Annotated in this window: 18 protein-coding genes; 14 read left to right on the top strand and 4 right to left on the bottom strand. The window is 69.2% G+C overall.

What is annotated here, in order from left to right; translation table 11 throughout:
- Positions 1 to 139: 139 nt before the first annotated feature.
- From urtB to ureG, 11 genes are all read left to right on the top strand, one after another.
- On the top strand, positions 140 to 1,759 hold the full coding sequence (gene urtB / locus ABIC50_RS01715; RefSeq protein ID WP_354161269.1) for an urea ABC transporter permease subunit UrtB: 1,620 nt from the start codon (positions 140 to 142) through the stop codon (positions 1,757 to 1,759).
- Between the two features lies 1 nt (position 1,760).
- Positions 1,761 to 2,948 carry an urea ABC transporter permease subunit UrtC gene (gene urtC, locus ABIC50_RS01710; RefSeq protein WP_354161266.1) on the top strand — a complete coding sequence of 396 codons (1,188 nt, stop codon included), beginning with the start codon at positions 1,761 to 1,763 and terminating at the stop codon, positions 2,946 to 2,948.
- On the top strand, positions 2,945 to 3,802 hold the full coding sequence (gene urtD / locus ABIC50_RS01705; RefSeq protein ID WP_006752106.1) for an urea ABC transporter ATP-binding protein UrtD: 858 nt from the start codon (positions 2,945 to 2,947) through the stop codon (positions 3,800 to 3,802). Before urtC ends, urtD begins: the two co-directional genes overlap by 4 nt.
- Positions 3,803 to 3,806: 4 nt before the next feature.
- Positions 3,807 to 4,499, top strand: a complete 693-nt coding sequence (gene urtE / locus ABIC50_RS01700; RefSeq protein ID WP_012363253.1) for an urea ABC transporter ATP-binding subunit UrtE — start codon at positions 3,807 to 3,809, stop codon at positions 4,497 to 4,499.
- A 294-nt stretch (positions 4,500 to 4,793) separates the two neighbouring features.
- Positions 4,794 to 5,669 (top strand): urease accessory protein UreD, encoded by an 876-nt coding sequence (locus tag ABIC50_RS01695; RefSeq protein WP_175660953.1) that lies wholly within the window; start codon positions 4,794 to 4,796, stop codon positions 5,667 to 5,669.
- A gap of 236 nt (positions 5,670 to 5,905) precedes the next feature.
- Positions 5,906 to 6,208, top strand: coding sequence for an urease subunit gamma (locus tag ABIC50_RS01690; protein ID WP_006491064.1), 303 nt, complete (start codon positions 5,906 to 5,908; stop codon positions 6,206 to 6,208).
- Positions 6,209 to 6,222: 14 nt separating this feature from the next.
- Positions 6,223 to 6,528, top strand: coding sequence for an urease subunit beta (locus ABIC50_RS01685; protein ID WP_354161263.1), 306 nt, complete (start codon positions 6,223 to 6,225; stop codon positions 6,526 to 6,528).
- 29 nt (positions 6,529 to 6,557) lie between these two features.
- A complete protein-coding gene (gene ureC / locus ABIC50_RS01680) occupies positions 6,558 to 8,264 on the top strand; it encodes an urease subunit alpha (RefSeq protein WP_011656157.1) in 1,707 nt (568 codons plus the stop codon).
- 17 nt (positions 8,265 to 8,281) lie between these two features.
- On the top strand, positions 8,282 to 8,884 hold the full coding sequence (gene ureE / locus ABIC50_RS01675; protein ID WP_175664123.1) for an urease accessory protein UreE: 603 nt from the start codon (positions 8,282 to 8,284) through the stop codon (positions 8,882 to 8,884).
- The gene (locus ABIC50_RS01670) at positions 8,871 to 9,551 is read left to right on the top strand and encodes an urease accessory protein UreF (protein WP_354161261.1); all 681 of its coding nucleotides are present in this window, start codon (positions 8,871 to 8,873) and stop codon (positions 9,549 to 9,551) included. Before ureE ends, ABIC50_RS01670 begins: the two co-directional genes overlap by 14 nt.
- Positions 9,552 to 9,565: 14 nt before the next feature.
- Positions 9,566 to 10,213 carry an urease accessory protein UreG gene (gene ureG / locus ABIC50_RS01665; RefSeq protein ID WP_011656154.1) on the top strand — a complete coding sequence of 216 codons (648 nt, stop codon included), beginning with the start codon at positions 9,566 to 9,568 and terminating at the stop codon, positions 10,211 to 10,213.
- Between the two features lie 60 nt (positions 10,214 to 10,273).
- Here the strand turns inward: ureG and waaA are convergent, their stop codons facing one another.
- The 4 genes from waaA to ABIC50_RS01645 all read right to left on the bottom strand — a co-directional run bounded on the left by waaA (position 10,274) and on the right by ABIC50_RS01645 (position 15,189).
- On the bottom strand, positions 10,274 to 11,641 hold the full coding sequence (gene waaA, locus ABIC50_RS01660; protein WP_354161259.1) for a lipid IV(A) 3-deoxy-D-manno-octulosonic acid transferase: 1,368 nt from the start codon (positions 11,639 to 11,641) through the stop codon (positions 10,274 to 10,276).
- A 37-nt stretch (positions 11,642 to 11,678) separates the two neighbouring features.
- Entirely contained in the window at positions 11,679 to 12,563 is an 885-nt protein-coding gene (gene kdoO / locus ABIC50_RS01655) for a Kdo hydroxylase KdoO (protein WP_011656152.1), read from the bottom strand.
- A 61-nt stretch (positions 12,564 to 12,624) separates the two neighbouring features.
- A complete protein-coding gene (gene waaC / locus ABIC50_RS01650; protein ID WP_126227283.1) occupies positions 12,625 to 13,620 on the bottom strand; it encodes a lipopolysaccharide heptosyltransferase I in 996 nt (331 codons plus the stop codon).
- A 174-nt stretch (positions 13,621 to 13,794) separates the two neighbouring features.
- Positions 13,795 to 15,189 (bottom strand): phosphomannomutase/phosphoglucomutase, encoded by a 1,395-nt coding sequence (locus tag ABIC50_RS01645; protein WP_012363244.1) that lies wholly within the window; start codon positions 15,187 to 15,189, stop codon positions 13,795 to 13,797.
- A 242-nt stretch (positions 15,190 to 15,431) separates the two neighbouring features.
- Between ABIC50_RS01645 and ABIC50_RS01640 the strand changes: the two genes are divergently transcribed.
- The 3 genes from ABIC50_RS01640 to ABIC50_RS01630 all read left to right on the top strand — a co-directional run bounded on the left by ABIC50_RS01640 (position 15,432) and on the right by ABIC50_RS01630 (position 18,708).
- Entirely contained in the window at positions 15,432 to 16,688 is a 1,257-nt protein-coding gene (locus ABIC50_RS01640; protein ID WP_354161256.1) for an oligosaccharide flippase family protein, read from the top strand.
- A complete protein-coding gene (locus tag ABIC50_RS01635; RefSeq protein ID WP_354161254.1) occupies positions 16,685 to 17,509 on the top strand; it encodes a glycosyltransferase in 825 nt (274 codons plus the stop codon). The genes ABIC50_RS01640 and ABIC50_RS01635 overlap by 4 nt, the downstream gene beginning before the upstream one ends.
- Before the next feature lie 62 nt (positions 17,510 to 17,571).
- A complete protein-coding gene (locus ABIC50_RS01630; RefSeq protein ID WP_354161251.1) occupies positions 17,572 to 18,708 on the top strand; it encodes a glycosyltransferase family 4 protein in 1,137 nt (378 codons plus the stop codon).

Below are 18,708 nucleotides of genomic sequence, written 5' to 3'. Positions count from 1 at the left end.
CGATGCGGAGCGCCGCGCACCGGCGTGGCGCTCCGCTCGCAGGCTGCCGCGGGCGTGCCGCCGCGCGTGCGGTGACGAACCGCATGCGCCCGCGCACCGCCGCACGCATTCGCTTTTCCACGCCCGACAGGATCTCCCGATGCCTAACCGCTTTCGCCGCGCCGCCGTCGCGGTCGTCGCCTGTGCCGCGCTGGCCTGCGCGCTGCCGCGCGCCGCGTTCGCCCTGACGGCCGCCGATACCGCCGCACTCGCCGGCGACGACTTCGACGCGAAAACGACCGCGATCGAACGGATCGCCGCCGATGCCGATCCGCGCGCCGTCGCGCTGCTCAATGCGCTGTCGACCGGCGACGCGCTCGCGACCGGCGACGGCCGCCTGCTGATCCAGACCGGCGACACCGCGCACGATGCGCTGACGCAGGCCGCGACGCCGGCCGGCGACGCGCAGCCCGTGATGCTGAACAACCTGCTGCGCACGAAGATCGCCGCCGCGCTGTCGGGCCTCGCGCTCGCATCGCCCCACGTCGCCGCGCGCCGCGACGCGATCGACGCGCTGCTGAAGTCGCCCGACCCGGCACTCAAGCCGATGATCGAGCGCGCACGCGCAAAGGAAACCGACCCGGCATTGAAGCGCCGCCTCGACGCGCTGTGGGCCATCGCCGCGCTGCACGATGCCGATCCGGCGAAGCGTCTCGACGCCGTGCAGGTGGTGGCCGCGCGCAGCGATCTCGACATGATCGAGCAGTTGCGCCCGCTCGTCGCGAAGAACGCCGACGGCAGCTACACCGAACCCGACGCACGCGTACGCGCAGCCGCGCAGCAAGGGCTCGACACGTTGCACGCGCTGCAGCGCCGCGGCGAGATCGTGGGCACCGTGTTCGCGGGCCTGTCGCTCGGCAGCGTGCTGCTGCTCGCGGCGCTCGGCCTCGCGATCACGTACGGGCTGATCGGCGTGATCAACATGGCGCACGGCGAATTCCTGATGATCGGTGCGTACGCAACCTATGTCGTGCAGACGCTGATCCAGCGCCATGCACCGGCCGCGTTCGACTGGTATCCGCTCGTCGCGGTGCCCGTGTCGTTCGCGGCCGCGGCGCTGGTCGGCATCGTGCTTGAACGGCTCGTGCTGCGGCACCTGTACGGCCGCCCGCTCGAGACGCTGCTCGCGACGTTCGGCGTGAGCCTGATCCTGATCCAGGCGACGCGCATGCTGTTCGGCGCGCAGAACGTGCAGGTCGTGAACCCGTCGTGGATGAGCGGCGGCGTGACCGTGATGCAGAACCTGATCCTGCCGTACAACCGGCTCGCGATCCTCGCGTTCGCGCTCGCGGTCGTGTTCGTCGCGTGGGCAGTGCTGACGAAGACGCGGCTCGGCCTGTTCGTGCGCGCGGTCACGCAGAACCGCCGGATGGCGGCGTGCGTCGGCGTGAAGACCGCGCGCGTCGATGCGTATGCGTTCGCGTTCGGCGCGGGTATCGCGGGCCTCGGCGGCTGCGCGCTGTCGCAGATCGGCAACGTGGGCCCCGATCTCGGGCAGAACTACATCATCGATTCGTTCATGGCGGTGGTGCTCGGCGGCGTCGGCCAGATCGCCGGCACCGTGCTCGGCGGCTTCGGGCTCGGTCTCGTCAGCAAGGCGATCGAACCGTTCTGGGGCGCCGTGCTCGCGAAGATCGCGGTGCTCGTGATGATCGTGCTGTTCATCCAGAAGCGTCCGCAGGGCATGTTCGCCCCGAAGGGCCGCAGCGCGGAGGCCTGACATGACTTCAATCACCGATTCGTTGTCGAACCCGGTCGCCGACGCGCCGAAGCCCGCTGCCACCGTGCCCGCGAAGGAAAGCTTCGCGCTCGGCCTGCCGCCGCGCCCCGCGCTACTGTCGCGCCGCGCATGGCTCGCGCTCGTCGCGCTGTGCATCGCGATCGGCGTCGGCGTGCCGCTGGCTGCGCTGGTCGCGCCCGAGTCGAGCGCGTTCCATCTGTCCGCGTATGCGATGACGCTGGGCGGCAAGCTGATGTGCTACGCGATCGCCGCGCTCGCGCTCGATCTCGTGTGGGGCTACTGCGGCATCCTCAGTCTCGGCCACGGGCTGTTCTTCGCGCTCGGCGGCTATGCGATCGGCATGTACCTGATGCGCGAGATCGGCCGCGACGGCAAGTACGGCAGCGACCTGCCCGACTTCATGGTGTTCCTCGACTGGCATCAGCTGCCCTGGTACTGGAGCGGCACGCAGCATCTCGCGTGGGCGCTCGCGCTGGTCGTGCTCGCGCCGGCCGTGCTCGCGTGGGTGTTCGGCTTCTTCACGTTCCGCTCGCGCGTGAAGGGCGTGTACCTGTCGATCATCACGCAGGCGCTGACGTTCGCCGCGATGCTGCTGTTCTTTCGCAACGAGACGGGCTTCGGCGGCAACAACGGCTTCACCGACTTCAAGCGCATCGCCGGGTTTGCGATCACGTCGCCCGGCACGCGCACGGTGCTGTTGCTGCTGACCTTCGCGACGCTCGTGCTCGCGTTCATCGCGGCGCGCGCGATCGTCACGAGCAAGCTCGGGCGCGTGGTCACCGCGGTGCGCGACGGCGAGACGCGGCTGATGTTTCTCGGCTACAGCCCGCTCGCGTACAAGCTGTTCGTGTGGACGCTGTCGGCCGTGCTGTGCGGCATCGCGGGCGCGCTGTACGTGCCGCAGGTCGGCATCATCAATCCCGGCGAGATGTCGCCCGGCAACTCGATCGAAATGGCGATCTGGGTCGCGGTGGGCGGGCGCGGCACGCTGATCGGGCCGATCGTCGGCGCGTTCGCGGTGAACGGCGCGAAGAGTTTCTTCACCGCGTACTTCGCCGAATACTGGCTGTTCTTTCTCGGCCTGATCTTCGTGCTGGTGCCGCTGTTGCTGCCGCGCGGGATCATGGGCCTCGTCGACACGCTGCTTGCGAAGGGGAAACGCGGATGAACGGCACGGCCCTCTACCAGTTCACGCCACCGGCCGAAGACGAGCTGCTGACCGTCAGCGGCACCGCATCGATGGGCCGCGTGGTGCCGCCCGGCATCGACACGTCGCACGGCACGATCCTCTATCTCGAGGACATCGAGGTCAGCTTCGACGGCTTTCGCGCGCTGAACAAGCTGTCGCTCGCGATCGACGCCGGTGAGCTGCGCTGCGTGATCGGCCCGAACGGCGCGGGCAAGACCACGATGATGGACGTGATCACCGGCAAGACGCGCGCGGATGCGGGCAAGGTGTTTCTCGGCCAGACGATCGATCTCGCCCGGATGAACGAGCCGGAAATCGCGCGTGCGGGCATCGGCCGCAAGTTCCAGAAGCCGACCGTGTTCGAACAGCATCCGGTGTGGGAAAACCTCGAACTCGCGATGCAGACCGACAAGGGCTGGCTCGCGTCGCTGCGCGCGCGGCTCGACCGCACCGCGCAGGCGAAGATCGAGGAAACGCTCGCGCTGATCGGCCTTGAAAGCGATGCGTATCGCGCGGCCGGCGAGCTGTCGCACGGGCAGAAGCAGCGGCTCGAGATCGGCATGCTGCTGATGCAGCGTCCCGCCCTCCTGCTGCTCGACGAACCGGCGGCCGGGATGACCGACCACGAGACGATGGAACTCGCCGCGCTGCTGAACACGCTGCGCGGCACCTGCTCGATGATGGTCGTCGAGCATGACATGGACTTCGTCGCGGCGCTCGCGGGCGACACGGGCCGCGTGACGGTGATGGCCAACGGCGCGGTTCTCGCGCACGGCACGCTCGACCAGGTCAAGCGCGACGACGCGGTGATCGAGTCCTACCTCGGAAGATGATGCGATGCTGAAGATCGACGCACTGAACCAGTACTACGGCGGCAGCCATATCCTGCGCAACGTGAACCTCGCCGCCGAAGACGGCAAGCTCACCGTGCTGCTCGGCCGCAACGGCGTCGGCAAGAGCACGCTGCTGCGCTGCCTGATGGGCGTCGTCGCCGCGAAGAGCGGCAGCGTGTCGTGGCGCGGCACGCCGCTCGGCGCGTTGCCGCCGTATGCACGCGTCGCGGCCGGGCTTGCGTACGTGCCGCAGGGCCGCGACATCTTTCCGCGGCTGACCGTCGAGGAAAACCTGCTCGTCGGCGCGGCAAGCCGCAAGGCGCGCTCGTCGGTGCCCGAGCGCATCTACGAGCTGTTCCCGGTGCTGAAGGACATGCGCGCACGGCGCGGCGGCGACCTGTCGGGCGGCCAGCAGCAGCAGCTCGCGATCGGCCGCGCGCTGATGAGCGAGCCGCAGTTGCTGATCCTCGACGAGCCGACCGAGGGCATCCAGCCGTCGATCATCCAGGACATCGGGCGCACGCTGCGCCAGCTCGTCGACGAATCGAAGATGACCGTGCTGCTCGTCGAGCAGTACTACGACTTCGCGCGCTCGATCGCGGATCACTACTGGGTGATGAGCCGCGGCGAGGTCGTCGCGGGCGGTGATGCGCGGGACATGGAGGCGAACGGTGTGCGCGAGCTGATCGCGGTGTAGCAGGCGGGCGCCGGAGGGGCATCGTTTCCGGTTACCGATTCGACGCATCGGCCGACGCTTCGATCCGACGCTTCGATCCGGTGCTTCGATCCGGTGCTTCGACCCGGTGCTTCGATCCGGCGCCTCGACCCGGCGCTTCGATCTGGCGCGTCGCCGGGCAATGCATGCCGGGCCCACGCCGGCAAAACGGCACGGCCTGCGAGCAGCGCTACGTCAGCCTGCACTGCCAGCGCCGAAGCGTATATTGTTGCGGTAGCATCCTCGTTCACCGCGCCCGTCCCCTGCCTTGCACCGATGTCCGCCCCTGATTCCCACGCCTCGCTGTCCCGCCCCTCCGTCGCCAAATCGTGGCGCGGTCGCCTCGAACTCGGCTTCGAACGGCACGGCGCGCGCACGACGCTCGTCCACCGGCTGCACGACGGCCCGCTACGCGTGCAGCGGCCGCTGTATCCGGAAGGCGACGCGATCTGCCACGCGGTCATCGTTCACCCGCCGGGCGGCGTCGCGGGCGGCGACCGGCTCGACATCGACATCGCGCTCGGCGACGGTACGCATGCGGTGCTGACGACGCCCGGCGCGACCAAGTGGTACAAGTCGAACGGTCTGGACGCGACGCAACGCATCGGCATCACGGTCGGCGCGCACGCGAAGCTCGACTGGCTGCCGCAGAACAACCTGTTCTTCGACGCGGCCCACGCCGCGCTCGACTTCACGGTGACGCTCGGCGCAGGCGCGAGCGCGATCGGCTGGGACGCGACGCAACTCGGCAGGCAGGCGGCCGGCGAAACGTGGTCGGCCGGCCGCATCGCGTCGCGCTCGGCACTCGTCGATGCCGACGGACGGCCGCTGTGGACCGAGCGTGCGCTGCTCGACGCGCGCGATCCGCTGCGCGGCGCGTTGCAGGGTCTCGCCGGCTTTCCGGTGTACGGCACGCTGTGGGCCGCCGGCGCCGCGTGCGATGCGGCACTGGCTGAAGCGCTCGCCGCGCGGATGCCGTTCGACGATACGCTGCGCGCGGGCGCGACCTGCGTGACGCCCGGCGTCGTGCTGGTGCGCGCGCTGTCGACGTCGATGGAAGCGCTTCAGCGTCACTTCGCCGACTGCTGGCTTTACCTGCGCCCGATCGTGCACGGCGTCGACGCGCGGCCGCTGCGCCTCTGGCAAACCTGAACGCGCGCCCGGCGCGCACCGTTTCGGCGCAGCGCCGTCGCCCGCGCTGCCCGCCATTCATGCATCGCGCACCACGAACGCGCATCGCCGCACGTTTTATCGGCATGGCACGCACCTTGCGTCTTACATAACGGATACACGACGCACGAAAAATCACGCGGTGCTACGATGGCCCGCGCCTGTGCCGGAACCCCGCGCCCCGATAAAAAATTACGTTTTCCTGAACGATTGCCTTCATGAAACTGACTCCCCGAGAAAAGGACAAGCTGCTGATCTTCACGGCGGCGCTCCTGGCCGAACGCCGTCGCGCGCGCGGCCTGAAGCTCAACTATCCGGAGGCGGTCGCATTCATCACCGCCGCGCTGATGGAAGCCGCGCGCGACGGCAGGACCGTCGCCGAGGTGATGCACTACGGCACGACGCTGCTCACGCGCGACGACGTGATGGATGGCGTGCCGGAGATGATCCCCGACATCCAGGTCGAGGCGACCTTTCCGGACGGCACCAAGCTCGTCACCGTCCACCACCCGATTCCGTGAGCGAGGCCCCCCGCATGATCCCCGGCGAAATCCTCACCGACGACGGCGAGCACGAACTGAACGCAGGCCGCCCGACGCAGACGGTCGTCGTCGCGAACACCGGCGACCGGCCGGTGCAGGTCGGCTCGCACTACCACTTCTTCGAAGCCAACGACGCGCTGTCGTTCGACCGCGCGGCCGCGCGCGGCTTCCGGCTCAACATCGCGGCCGGCACCGCCGTGCGCTTCGAGCCGGGCCAGACGCGCACCGTCGAGCTCGTCGAGCTGGCCGGCGACCGTGCCGTCTACGGTTTTCAGGGCAAGGTGATGGGGCCGCTGTAAGCCGCGCCCCACTCTTCAGGAACAGCACCATGACATTACGCTTGAGCCGCCGCGCGTACGCGGAAATGTTCGGGCCGACGACGGGCGACCGCGTGCGGCTCGCCGATACCGAGCTCTTGATCGAGATCGAACGCGACTACACGATCTACGGCGAGGAAGTGAAATTCGGCGGCGGGAAGGTGATCCGCGACGGGATGGGCCAGTCGCAGCGCGTGGCCGCCGACGTGCCCGACACAATCATCACGAACGCGGTGATCCTCGATCACTGGGGCATCGTGAAGGCCGACATCGCGATCAAGCACGGCCGCATCGCCGCGATCGGCAAGGCCGGCAACCCGGACATCCAGCCCGGCGTGACGATCGCGATCGGCGCCGCGACCGAAGTGATCGCCGGCGAAGGGTTGATCGTCACCGCGGGCGGCATCGACACGCACATCCATTTCATCAGCCCGCAGCAGATCGACGAGGCGCTCGCATCGGGCGTCACGACGATGCTCGGCGGCGGCACGGGGCCGGCCACCGGCACCAATGCGACGACCTGCACGCCGGGCCCGTGGCACATGGAGCGAATGCTGCAGGCGGCCGACGGCTGGCCGATCAACCTCGGCTTCCTCGGCAAGGGCAACGCGAGCCTGCCGCAGCCGCTCGTCGAGCAGATCGCGGCCGGCGCGATCGGCCTGAAGCTGCATGAAGACTGGGGCACGACGCCCGCCGCGATCGACAACTGCCTGTCGGTGGCCGACGACACCGACACGCAGGTCGCGATCCACACCGACACGCTGAACGAAGCCGGCTTCGTCGAATCGACGGTCGCCGCGTTCAAGGGCCGCACGATCCACACGTACCACACCGAAGGCGCGGGCGGCGGCCATGCGCCCGACATCCTGAAGGTGTGCGGCGAGGCGAACGTGCTGCCGTCGTCGACCAACCCGACGCGCCCGTACACGATCAACACGCTCGACGAGCATCTCGACATGCTGATGGTGTGCCATCACCTCGATCCGTCGATCGCCGAGGATCTCGCGTTCGCCGAATCGCGGATCCGCCGCGAGACGATCGCGGCCGAGGACATCCTGCACGATCTCGGCGCACTGTCGATGCTGTCGTCCGATTCGCAGGCGATGGGCCGCGTCGGCGAAGTGATCATCCGCACCTGGCAGACCGCGCACAAGATGAAGGTGCAGCGCGGCGCGCTGCCGGAAGACGGCGCGCGCAACGACAACTTCCGCGCGAAACGCTACGTCGCGAAGTACACGATCAACCCGGCGATCACGCACGGGATCGCGCACGAAGTCGGGTCGATCGAACCCGGCAAGTGGGCCGACCTCGTGCTGTGGGAACCGGCGTTCTTCGGGATCAAGCCGTCGATGATCCTGAAGGGCGGGATGATCGCGGTCGCGCAGATGGGCGACCCGAACGCGTCGATCCCGACGCCGCAGCCGGTCCACTACCGCGAGATGTTCGCGACACGTGGCGGCGCGCTCGCGCGCACGTCGCTCACCTTCGTGTCGCAGATGGCGGCCGACGCGGGCATCGCCGAACGCTACGGGCTCGCGAAGCGCATCGTGCCGGTGCGCAACTGCCGCAACGTGACGAAGGCCGACATGATCCACAACGCATGGCGCCCGTCGATCAGCGTCGACCCCGAAACCTACGACGTGATCGCCGACGGCCAGTTGCTCACCTGCGAACCGGCGTCGGTGCTGCCGATGGCGCAGCGCTATTTCCTGTTCTGATTTCCGGTTTTCGTTCCATGCGCACCCTCGACAAACGCATTGCCCCGAACGTGAAGCTCGCCGCGTCGCTCGTCGCGCGCGCGCCGACGCTCACGCTCGCCTATGACGCCCGCTGCAAGAGCCGCCTCGCGGCCACGCTCGATACCGGCGAGGACGTCGCGGTCCTGCTGCCGCGCGGCACCGTGCTGCGCGACGGCGACGTGCTCGTCGCCGACGACGGCGCGCTCGTGCGCATCGCCGCGGCGCCCGAGACCGTGCTGCTCGTGCGCGCGGGCGATCCGCTCACGCTGATGCGCGCCGCGTATCACCTCGGCAACCGTCACACGCCGGTCGAGATCGGCGACGGCTACCTGAAGCTCGAAGCCGATCCGGTGCTCGCGGACATGCTGCGCCGGCTCGGCACGCAGGTCGAACCCACGAGCGCACCGTTCCAGCCGGAAGCCGGTGCGTACGGCGGCGGCCACAAGCATGGACATGACGCGACGTTCGCCGAGGATTACGCGCTCGCGCAGCAGGTATTCGGCGAGCACCACGGCCACTCGCACGATCACGATCACGATCACGATCACCAGCATGGTCCGGGCTGCACGCACGGCCACCACGGCCATGACCACCACTGAGCTCGTCGCGCTGCTGCATCTCGCGTCGCCCGCGCTGCCGATCGGCGCATTCAGCTATTCGCAGGGATTCGAAGCCGCGCTCGACGCGAACCTGATCCGCGACGCCGACACCGCGCGCGACTGGATCGCGAGCGGGCTGACCGACGTGCTCGCGCACGGCGAACTGCCGTTCCTCGCGCATCAGCTCGCACGCTGGCAAGCGCACGACGCCGATGCGCTCGCGCGCGAGAACGCGTGGTTCGTCGCGAGCCGCGAATCGGCGGAGCTGCGCCGCGAAACCGAGCAGATGGGCTGGTCGCTCGCGCAGCTCTGCACGTCGCTCGAATGGGGCGATGCCGCGCGCCGCGCGACGCTCGCGACGATTTCACCGATCGCGCTGCCGACCGCGTTCGCCTACGCGGCGGCCGCGCACGACACGAGCGCCGACGCCGTGCTCGCCGCGTACGCGTTCGGCTGGGTCGAGAACCAGACGTCGGCCGCGCTGAAAGCGGTGCCGCTCGGCCAGCTTGCCGGGCAACGCATCATCGTCGCGCTGCGCGGGGCGATCGACGCGGCCGTGCGCCGCGCGCTCGCCACGCCGCCCGACGCCGTCAACACGTTCGCGCCGCAGCTCGGCATCCTGTCCGCGCGGCACGAAACCCAGTATTCGCGGTTGTTCCGCTCCTGAACCCGACCCACGCCATGAACGCACCCGCTCTCTCCCCCGCCCGCCGCACCAAGAAACTGCCGCCGCTGCGCGTCGGCATCGGCGGCCCGGTCGGCTCCGGCAAGACCACGCTGCTCGAAATGCTGTGCAAGGCGATGCGCGAGCGCTACGACCTCGTCGCGATCACGAACGACATCTATACGAAGGAAGACCAGCGTCTGTTGACCGTCGCGGGCGCGCTGCCCGAGGAACGCATCATGGGCGTCGAGACGGGCGGCTGCCCGCACACGGCGATCCGCGAGGACGCGTCGATCAATCTCGAGGCCGTCGACCGGATGCTGTCGCGCTTTCCCGATGCCGACATCGTGTTCATCGAATCGGGCGGCGACAATCTCGCGGCGACGTTCAGCCCCGAGCTGTCGGACCTGACGATCTACGTGATCGACGTCGCCGGCGGCGAGAAGATTCCGCGCAAGGGCGGCCCCGGGATCACGAAGTCGGACCTGCTCGTGATCAACAAGACCGATCTCGCGCCGCTCGTCGGCGCGAACCTCGACGTGATGGCGTCCGACACGAAGAAAATGCGCGGCGAGCGGCCTTACGTGATGACGAACCTGAAGGCGCTCGACGGCGTCGCGGACGTCGTCGCATTCATCGAGAAGAAAGGATTGCTGACGGTGTGAGCGGCGGCGCGGCGGCCCGCTGCCGCCTCGCCTGCCCAGGGGCGGCTTCGCGCCGCCCGCTCAGTCGTCGGATGGTTCCGACGCGTCGGTTGTGCCGCGCATCGCGCCGCCGCCGCGCTCGACCGGTGGCAGCAACGCCGCGAGCACGTCGACCGAGCGCGCGGTCGCGCCGCGATGGCGCGCCGCGAACGCGGCCCCCGCCGCGCCCATCGCAATGCGCCGCGCGTTGTCGGCGAACAGCGCGTCGAGCACGTGCGCGAGATCGAGCGGATCGGCGACCTGCATCGCCGCGCCGGCCGCGACCGCATCGGCGGTCGCCTGCGTGAAGTTGAACACGTGCGGGCCGATCAGCACCGGCACGCCCACCGCGCACGCCTCGATCAGGTTCTGCCCGCCGAGCGGCAGCAGGCTGCCGCCGATGAACGCGACGTCGGCGGCCGCGTAGTACGCGCCGAGCTCACCCATCGAATCGCCGAGCAACACCGTCACGTCGGCCGGCAACGGTTCCGCCGCAGCGGGCCGGCCGGCCGCGAGCGCCGCCGCGTCCGCACCCCACACCGAACGCCGCACGCACTTGAGCCCGTTGCGCTCGACGAGCGCCTCGACTTCGCCGAAACGCTGCGGATGGCGCGGCACGAGGATCAGCAGCGCGCCCGGCGTGCGCATCGCGGCGAACGCCTGCAGCACCAGCGCCTCCTCGTTCTCGCGCGTGCTGGCGGCGACCCACACGGGCCGCGTGCCGATCGCGTCGCGCCATGCATGGCCGCGCGCGGCCAGCTCCGGCGGCGTCGTCATGTCGAATTTCAGGTTGCCCAGCACCGTCACGTTGCGCGCGCCGAGCGACGTCAGCCGCTCCGCATCGGCCGGGCTCTGCGCGAGCACGCGCGAGAAACCGCCGAACACGTCGCGCGTGGCCGCGCCGAACTTCGCCGCGCGCCGATGCGAGCGCGCGGACATCCGCGCGTTGGTCAGCACGAGCGGCACGTCCGCGCGGCGGCACTCGTCGATCAGCGTCGGCCACACCTCGGTTTCCATCACGAGGCCGAGCGTCGGCCGCCACGCGCGCAGGAAGCGCCGCACCGCGCCCGGCATGTCGTACGGCAGGTAGCAGCGCAGCACGCGATCGCCGAAGATCTGCTCGCCGGTCGCGCGGCCGCTCGGCGTCATGTGCGTGAGCAGGATGCGCGCGTCGGGACGCGTACGCATCAGCGCGTCGATCAGCGGCTGCGCGGCGCGCGTCTCGCCGACCGACACCGCATGCACCCAGATCAGCGGCGCGCGATCGTCCGGCGAACGGCCCGCGACCTGGCCGAAGCGCTCGGCGACGTGCTCGCGGTAGCCGCGCTCCTTGCGCGAGCGCACAAGGAGCCGGATGACGGCGATCGGCGCGACGAGCCACCACAGCGCGCGATAGATCGCCCTCAGCATGCGCGGGCTCCGTCACCGCGAAGGATGCGGGGCGCGCTCAAACCAGCGCCCGGCCGGTCAGGCGCTCGAGAATCCCCAGCGGCGCGCATTCGCGCCGCACCATCGCGTCGACCGGCAGGAAGAAGGTCTGCTCGAGCATGAACTGGCCGGACATCACAGCGTGCGAAGTCTGATCCGAGAAACATATCCACACGCTGCCGGGCGGAAACGGCATCGTCTGCTGCGGACAGGTCTTCTGGTAGTCGAGATCAGCCTTCATCCCGTCGTGCAGGTTCAGCATCAGGTGGTCGTACGCGCTGCGCGGCGACTTCGTCACGTGCAGCAGGTTCAGCAGCCACGCCGAGCCCGGCAACTGCGGCCGGATCTTCGGCAGGAAGCGCTTCGCGACGTCCTCGAACGGCTCGCCGACGCGCCACACGCGCGGCTGGCCGGCCGGGTTCACGTTCGTGAACACGCGCAGGATCCGCTCGCCGTAGTTCGGCCGCGACGGGAACGCGTCGACGTGCAGCCGGCTGTCGTCCTTGCGCCAGGACGTCTGGCGCGTCTCGACCTGCATCAGCCGCAGGCTCGTCGGCGCGACGCGCAGCTTGCCGCGGTATTCGGGAAAGAGGCCGTCGACGAGCGTGCCGGCCTGCTGCTGGAAGCGCGCGACGAGCGCGCGCACGGCCGACTGCGTGACGCTGTCGCCGAGCACGCCGGCGAGCACGCCGCCGTTCGGCGCGAGGCTGATGTTCTTGCGTTTCGGATCGGCGAGCGACGGATCGAGCAGCGCTTCCTCGCCGCCTTCGATCGCGAAGCGCAGGTGCGGGAAATACAGCACCTTGCCTTCCTCGACCGCGGCCAGCAGCTGCTCGCGCGGCGCCGACAGGTTGTGTCCGCTCCAGTCGGCGGACGGGACTTCGATGATCTGGGATTCGCTCATGATCGGTTCGCGTGCGAGACGTGCAGGAGGGGCAGGAGAGGCCGGGCGGGCGTGACGGGCATTACAGCAGACCAAAGCCCGCGAGCGCCGCCTTCACCTGCGCGATCGACGGCGGCTGCCCCGCCGTGCCGAGATTGACGACGTTCGGCGACCAGTAGCCGCCGGTGCGCCAGGCCGTTGCGAAATTGTACAGTTCGACCGTCGGGCGCTTGAGCGCGGCCGCGATGTGAACCAGACCTGTATCAACCCCGACGGTCGCGGCCGCGCCGTCGATCAGGCCGACGACGGCCGGCAGCGACAGCTTCGGCGGCACGATCGCCGCCGCGCCGAACTCCTTCGCAAGCCGCTCGCTGGTCGCGCGCTCCGCGTCGTTGCCCCACGGCAGCACGAGCGACGCGCCGCGCCGCACGAGCGCCTGGCCGAGCTCGATCCATGCGGCGTCCGGCCACTGCTTGTCGGCACGCGAGGTCGCGTGCACGAACACCACGTACGGCACCGGCAGGTTCAGGCCGAGCGCCGCGACCGCAAGCGCCGCCGCGCGCGTATCGAGACCGAAATCGACCGGATCGGCCGGCGTCGGCGCCGGGTCGCCCAGCGCGGCCGCGACCAGCTGGCGCGAGCGCTCGACCACGTGCGTGCGCGGCGCGATCGGCACGCGCTGGCGATAGAAGAAGCGCACCGGCCATTCGTAGCCGGCGCCGTCGGTGCGGTTGCCGAGGCCGGCGAGCGGGCCGCGCGCCCAGCTCGCGACCCAGGCCGTCTTGATCAGACCCTGGCAGTCGATCACGAGGTCGTACTGCTCGGCCACGAGCCGCTTGCGGAACGCGCGGATCTCCCGCCACGTCGCGCCCGAGAACGGCTTCTTGCGCCAGCGGCGCAGCGAGAACGGCAGCACGTTGCGCACGCCGTCGACGAGCCGCACGAGGTCGACGAAGCTCTCCTCGACGAGCCAGTCGATCTGCGCATCGGGGTGGCGGCGCCGGATATCGGCGATCACCGGCATGTTGTGCACGACGTCGCCCAGCGACGACACGCGCACGATCAGGATCTTTTGCACGCTGAAAAAACGCCGGCGGATAGCCGGCGACAGGCATAAAGACGCGATTTTATCGCGCCCGGGACGTCAGACAGACAAAAAGCGGCCGCACGCGTGAGCGTGCGCCGCTTTTCGGGGATGGCGCGACGGCTCGTTCGAGCGTCGCGCCGGCGGCGGCCCGCAGGCCGCCGGGGTTCAGAACGGCAGCTTGACGTCCGGCTTCGCGGCCGTCAGCACGCGGCGGAAGTCCTCCTGAATGCGCTTGAGCCCTTCCTTGGTCTCCGATTCGAACCGCATCACGACGACCGGCGTCGTGTTCGACGAACGCGCGAGGCCGAAACCGTCCGGATACTCGACGCGCAGGCCGTCGATCGTCACGACTTCCTCGGCACCGTCGAACTTCGCCTCTTTCTGCAGCTTGTCGATCAGGCGGAAGTTCTCGCCTTCGTCGAGCCAGAGCTGCAGCTCGGGCGTGCTCATCGCGTCCGGCAGGCCGTTCAGCAGCGCGCTCGGATCGGCCGTCTTCGCGAGGATCTCCAGCAGGCGCGCGCCCGTGTAGAGGCCGTCGTCGAAGCCGTACCAGCGGTCCTTGAAGAATACGTGGCCGCTCATCTCGCCGGCGAGCGGCGCACCCGTCTCGCGCAGCTTCGCCTTCACGAGCGAATGGCCCGTCTTCCACATCAGCGGCTCGCCGCCCTTCGCCTTCACCCACTGCGCGAGATGGCGCGTGCACTTGACGTCGTAGATGATCTGCGCGCCCGGATTGCGCGACAGCACTTCTTCCGCGAACAGCATCAGCTGGCGGTCCGGATAGATGATCTGGCCGTCCTTCGTGACGACGCCGAGGCGGTCGCCGTCGCCGTCGAACGCGAAGCCGAGTTCGGCGTCGGTGTCCTTCAGCGCCTGGATCACGTCCTGCAGGTTTTCCGGATGCGCGGGATCGGGGTGGTGGTTCGGGAACGTGCCGTCGATGTCGGTGAAGCGCTCGACGAGTTCGCAGCCGAGCGCCTTGAACAGGCGCGTCGCGAGCGGGCCCGCGACGCCGTTGCCGGCGTCCACGACGAGCTTCAGCGGGCGCGCGAGCTTCACGTCGCCGACGATGCGCGCGATGTACTGGTCCGCGACGTCGAATTCCTCGAACGTGCCGCTGCCCGTTTCGAAGCGCTCGTCGACGATGCGGCGGTACAGCGCCTGGATCTGCTCGCCGTAGATCGCGGCGCCGCGCAGCACCATCTTGAAGCCGTTGTAGTCGGGCGGATTGTGGCTGCCCGTGACGACGATGCACGAATCGACGCGGCGTTCGCCGCCCTTCAGTGCAAGCGGCACGCTCGCCGCGAAATAGCCGACCGGCGTGGGCACCATGCCGACGTCGACGACGTCGACACCGGCCGCACGCAGGCCATCGGCGAGTGCGCCGACGAGCTCGGGCCCCGACAGGCGGCCGTCGCGCGCGACGACGACCGCGTCGCCGCCCTGGGCGCGCACTTCGCTGCCGAATGCCCGGCCGATCCCGCGCGCCGTGTCGGCGTCGAGCGTCTTGCCGACCACACCGCGAATGTCATATGCCTTGAAGATGGATTGGGAGATCATCGATTCTCTCTCGGTTGCGTGCATGGAAAATAATCTGGCCGCCTTTCGCGCGTGCCCGGCATCATACATGCGGGCCTTGCGCGACAAGGAACCGGGCGGCTGGTGCGGCCGCGATCCAACTTATAATCGCGGGTTTTGATGACGCGCATTCTGCCCATTTTAATGCCTAGCCGTTCCGCCGCCGCCAACCTCCCGCCTCCCGGCGCCCTGCCGGCCACCGCCAGCGCGTGTGGGCGCCCCGCATGCTGAAGCGATTCGGCAATCCGGACGTCGCGAAGGCCGTCGCGAATCTCGTCTGGCTCGGGCTCGAACGGCTTACGCAGATCGGCGTCGCGATCGCGATCAGTGGCCTTCTGGCCCGTTATTTCGGGCCGGACGTGTTCGGCAAATGGCAGTATGCGAATACGCTTCTCCTCGTACTGGCGCCGCTCACCTGGGTGTGCGGCGCCGAAATCCTGGTTCCGACCATCGTCCAGCGCCCGCCCGCGCAACTCGGCGCGGTGCTCGGCAGCGCATTCGCGCTGCGCATCGGCGTGTCCGCCGTCGCGCTCGTCGCGACCTGGATCGCGATCGGCGCCGGCGCGTTCGACCCGCTCGTCGGCGCGATGCTCGCGGGCCTCGCGGTCACGATGGTATTCCGCGAGCCGTTCGTCGGCGTGATCAACGCATGGCTGCAGAGCATGACCTACAGCAAGCCGCAGCTCATGACCAGCATGGTCACCGCGCTGGCGAAGGCGCTGCTCGTCTGGCTGCTGGTGCGCGCGGCCGCCGGCCCTGCCCGCTTCGCGTGGCTGTGGGCGCTGGAGGCCGCCGCGATCGGCTTCGCGCTCGTGCTGTACTACCGCCATCGTAACGGCGGCACGCTCGGCTGGACGTTCGACAAACCGCTGTTCAGGCACTTCGCCACCGCCGGCACCGTGTTCTGGCTCGGCCTGATCTGCATGTACCTGTTCCTGAAGCTCGACCGCCTGATGCTCGAGCGTCACGTGTCGTTCGCCGACCTCGGCCGCTACGCGGCGGCCCAGCAGCTCAACGAGAACTGGATCACGCTCGCGCTGATGCTCGCGCAGACCATCGCGCCCGCGTTCGTGTACCGCGTGCAGGACGTCGTGCGGCTGCGCCGCAACATCATCCGGCTGACCGCGATGACCGCCGGCCTGATGACCGCCGGCGCGCTGGTGCTGGACGCGGCCGCGCCGCTCATCGTCGGCAAGGTGTTCGGCCACGGCTACGAGGCGTCGGTCGACATCTTCCGCTGGGCCGTCTGGCTGTCTGTGCCGGCCGGCATCGAGGCGATAGGCAATCTTATCGTTCTCAAATATCAAGCAAAATTCGTGTTGCTGGCGAAATGGGTGCTGGCGCTCGCGATCGCCGCGCTCGTCAACGTGTTCGCCATCCCCCGGCTCGGCCTGTACGGGGCGCTCGTCGGGCTGGCGGCTGGCTATGTCGCCGCCATCGCCGTTAATTTTTATTACATTCGTTTCAGGCTGCACCCATGACGTCTCCCGATTGCCCGCTCCCGCTCGACGACGTGGCCGTGCTGATGCCGGCCTACAACGGACACGACGACGTCGCCCGCACCCTCGCGTCTTTCAGCGAGGACGCGCCGGTGCACGTGCTGATCGTCGACGACGGCAGCACGCCGCCGATCGTCGCGCCCGCGCTGCCCGGCCTCGCGGTCGAGGTGCTGCGCATGCCGCAAAACGGTGGCATCGAGCGCGCGCTCGAGGCCGGCATCGACGCACTCGCGGCGCGCGGCTTCCGCTACGCGGCCCGCATCGACGCCGGCGACCTCGCCGCGCCGCGGCGGCTCGCGAAGCAGCGCGCGTATCTCGACGCCCATCCGCGCGTCGCCTGCGTCGGCATGTGGACCCAGGTCGTGTCACGCGCCGGCGAACCGCGCTTCATGCTGACCCCGCCGGCCGATCCGCGCATGCTGCGCCGCACGCGTTTCCTGCGCTCGCCGCTCGTGCATCCGTCGGTCATGCTGCGCATCGACGCGGTGCGCGAAGTCGGCAACTACCGCGCGAAGTACCGTGCGGCTGAGGATCTCGATCTTTTTTTACGGTTAATGCAACGCTACGATTGCGCGAACCTGCCCGAGCTCGGCCTCTACTACGAGCTCAACGAGGGCGGGATCAGCGCGACCCGGCGCCGCCGCCAGCTGATTTCGACGCTGTCGCTGCTGCTGCGTCACTTTAACGCGCTGAACCCGTACGACTGGGCCGGTCTCGCCAAGAACCTGCTGCATTTCGTGACGCCGTACCGTACGCTGCAGCGAATCAAGCAGACGCTGTTCGCGGCGCGGCCGTCCGCTTAGGGTCTGTTCACGCGGTCTGTTCACGCCCGGCATTTTCGACGCTTTATTTTTTCTTTATTTTCATGTCCGCTACCTCCTCGCTGCGCATCGCGCTCGTCTGCAACACGGCCTGGGCGATCTATACGTACCGCCACGGGCTGATCCGTGCGCTCGTCGCGCGCGGCGCCGAGGTCGTCGTGATCGCGCCGCACGACCGCACGGTGCCGCTGCTCGAGCAGATGGGCTGCCGCTACGTCGCGCTCGCCGTCGCGTCGAAAGGCACGAGCCCGCGCGAGGATCTCGGCACGCTCGCCGCGCTGGTGCGCCATTACCGTGCGCTGCGGCCCGCGCTCGTGTTTCATTACACGATCAAGCCGAACATCTACGGATCGGTCGCCGCGTGGCTCGCGCGCGTGCCGTCGATCGCGGTCACCACCGGCCTCGGCTACGTGTTCATTCAGAAAAGCCGCGCGGCGAGCGTCGCGAAACGCCTGTACCGGTTCGCGTTCCGCTTCCCGCGCGAAGTCTGGTTCCTGAACCGCGACGATCTCGCGACCTTCACCGACGAGCAGCTGCTCGCGCACCCGGATCGCGCGCGGCTGCTGCACGGCGAAGGCGTCGATCTCGACCAGTTCGCGCCGGTGCCGCTACCCGCGGGCAACGGCCCGGTATTCATCCTGATCGGCCGGCTGCTGTGGGACAAGGGCGTGCGCGAGTACGTCGAGGCCGCGCGCGTGGTGCGCGCCCGCTACCCGGACGCGCGCTTTCAGCTGCTCGGCCCGCTCGGCGTCGACAACCCGAGCGCGATCAGCCGCGCGGACGTCGACGCGTGGGTTAGCGAAGGCGTCGTCGAATATCTCGGCGAGGCGCACGACGTGCGCCCGCACATCGCGGCGGCCGACTGCGTCGTGCTGCCGTCGTACCGCGAAGGCGTGCCGCGCACGCTGATGGAAGCGTCCGCGATGGGCCGCCCGATCGTCGCGACCGACGTGCCGGGCTGCCGCGACGTCGTCGCCGACGGCGAAACCGGCTTCCTGTGCCGCGTGCGCGACAGCGCGAGCCTCGCGGAGCAGTTGATCCGCATGATCGAACTCGGGAGTGGCGGACGCGACGCGATGGGCGCGCGCGGCCGCCGCAAGGTGGCTGAGGAATTCGACGAGCAGCAAGTCGTCGAACGTTACCGGCAGACCATTCATACATTGACCGGCATCACACTCTGA

This window comes from Burkholderia sp. 567, assembly GCF_040545115.1.
Taxonomy (GTDB): Bacteria; Pseudomonadota; Gammaproteobacteria; order Burkholderiales; family Burkholderiaceae; genus Burkholderia; species Burkholderia ambifaria.
This window is presented reverse-complemented; position numbering and strand designations above follow the sequence as displayed.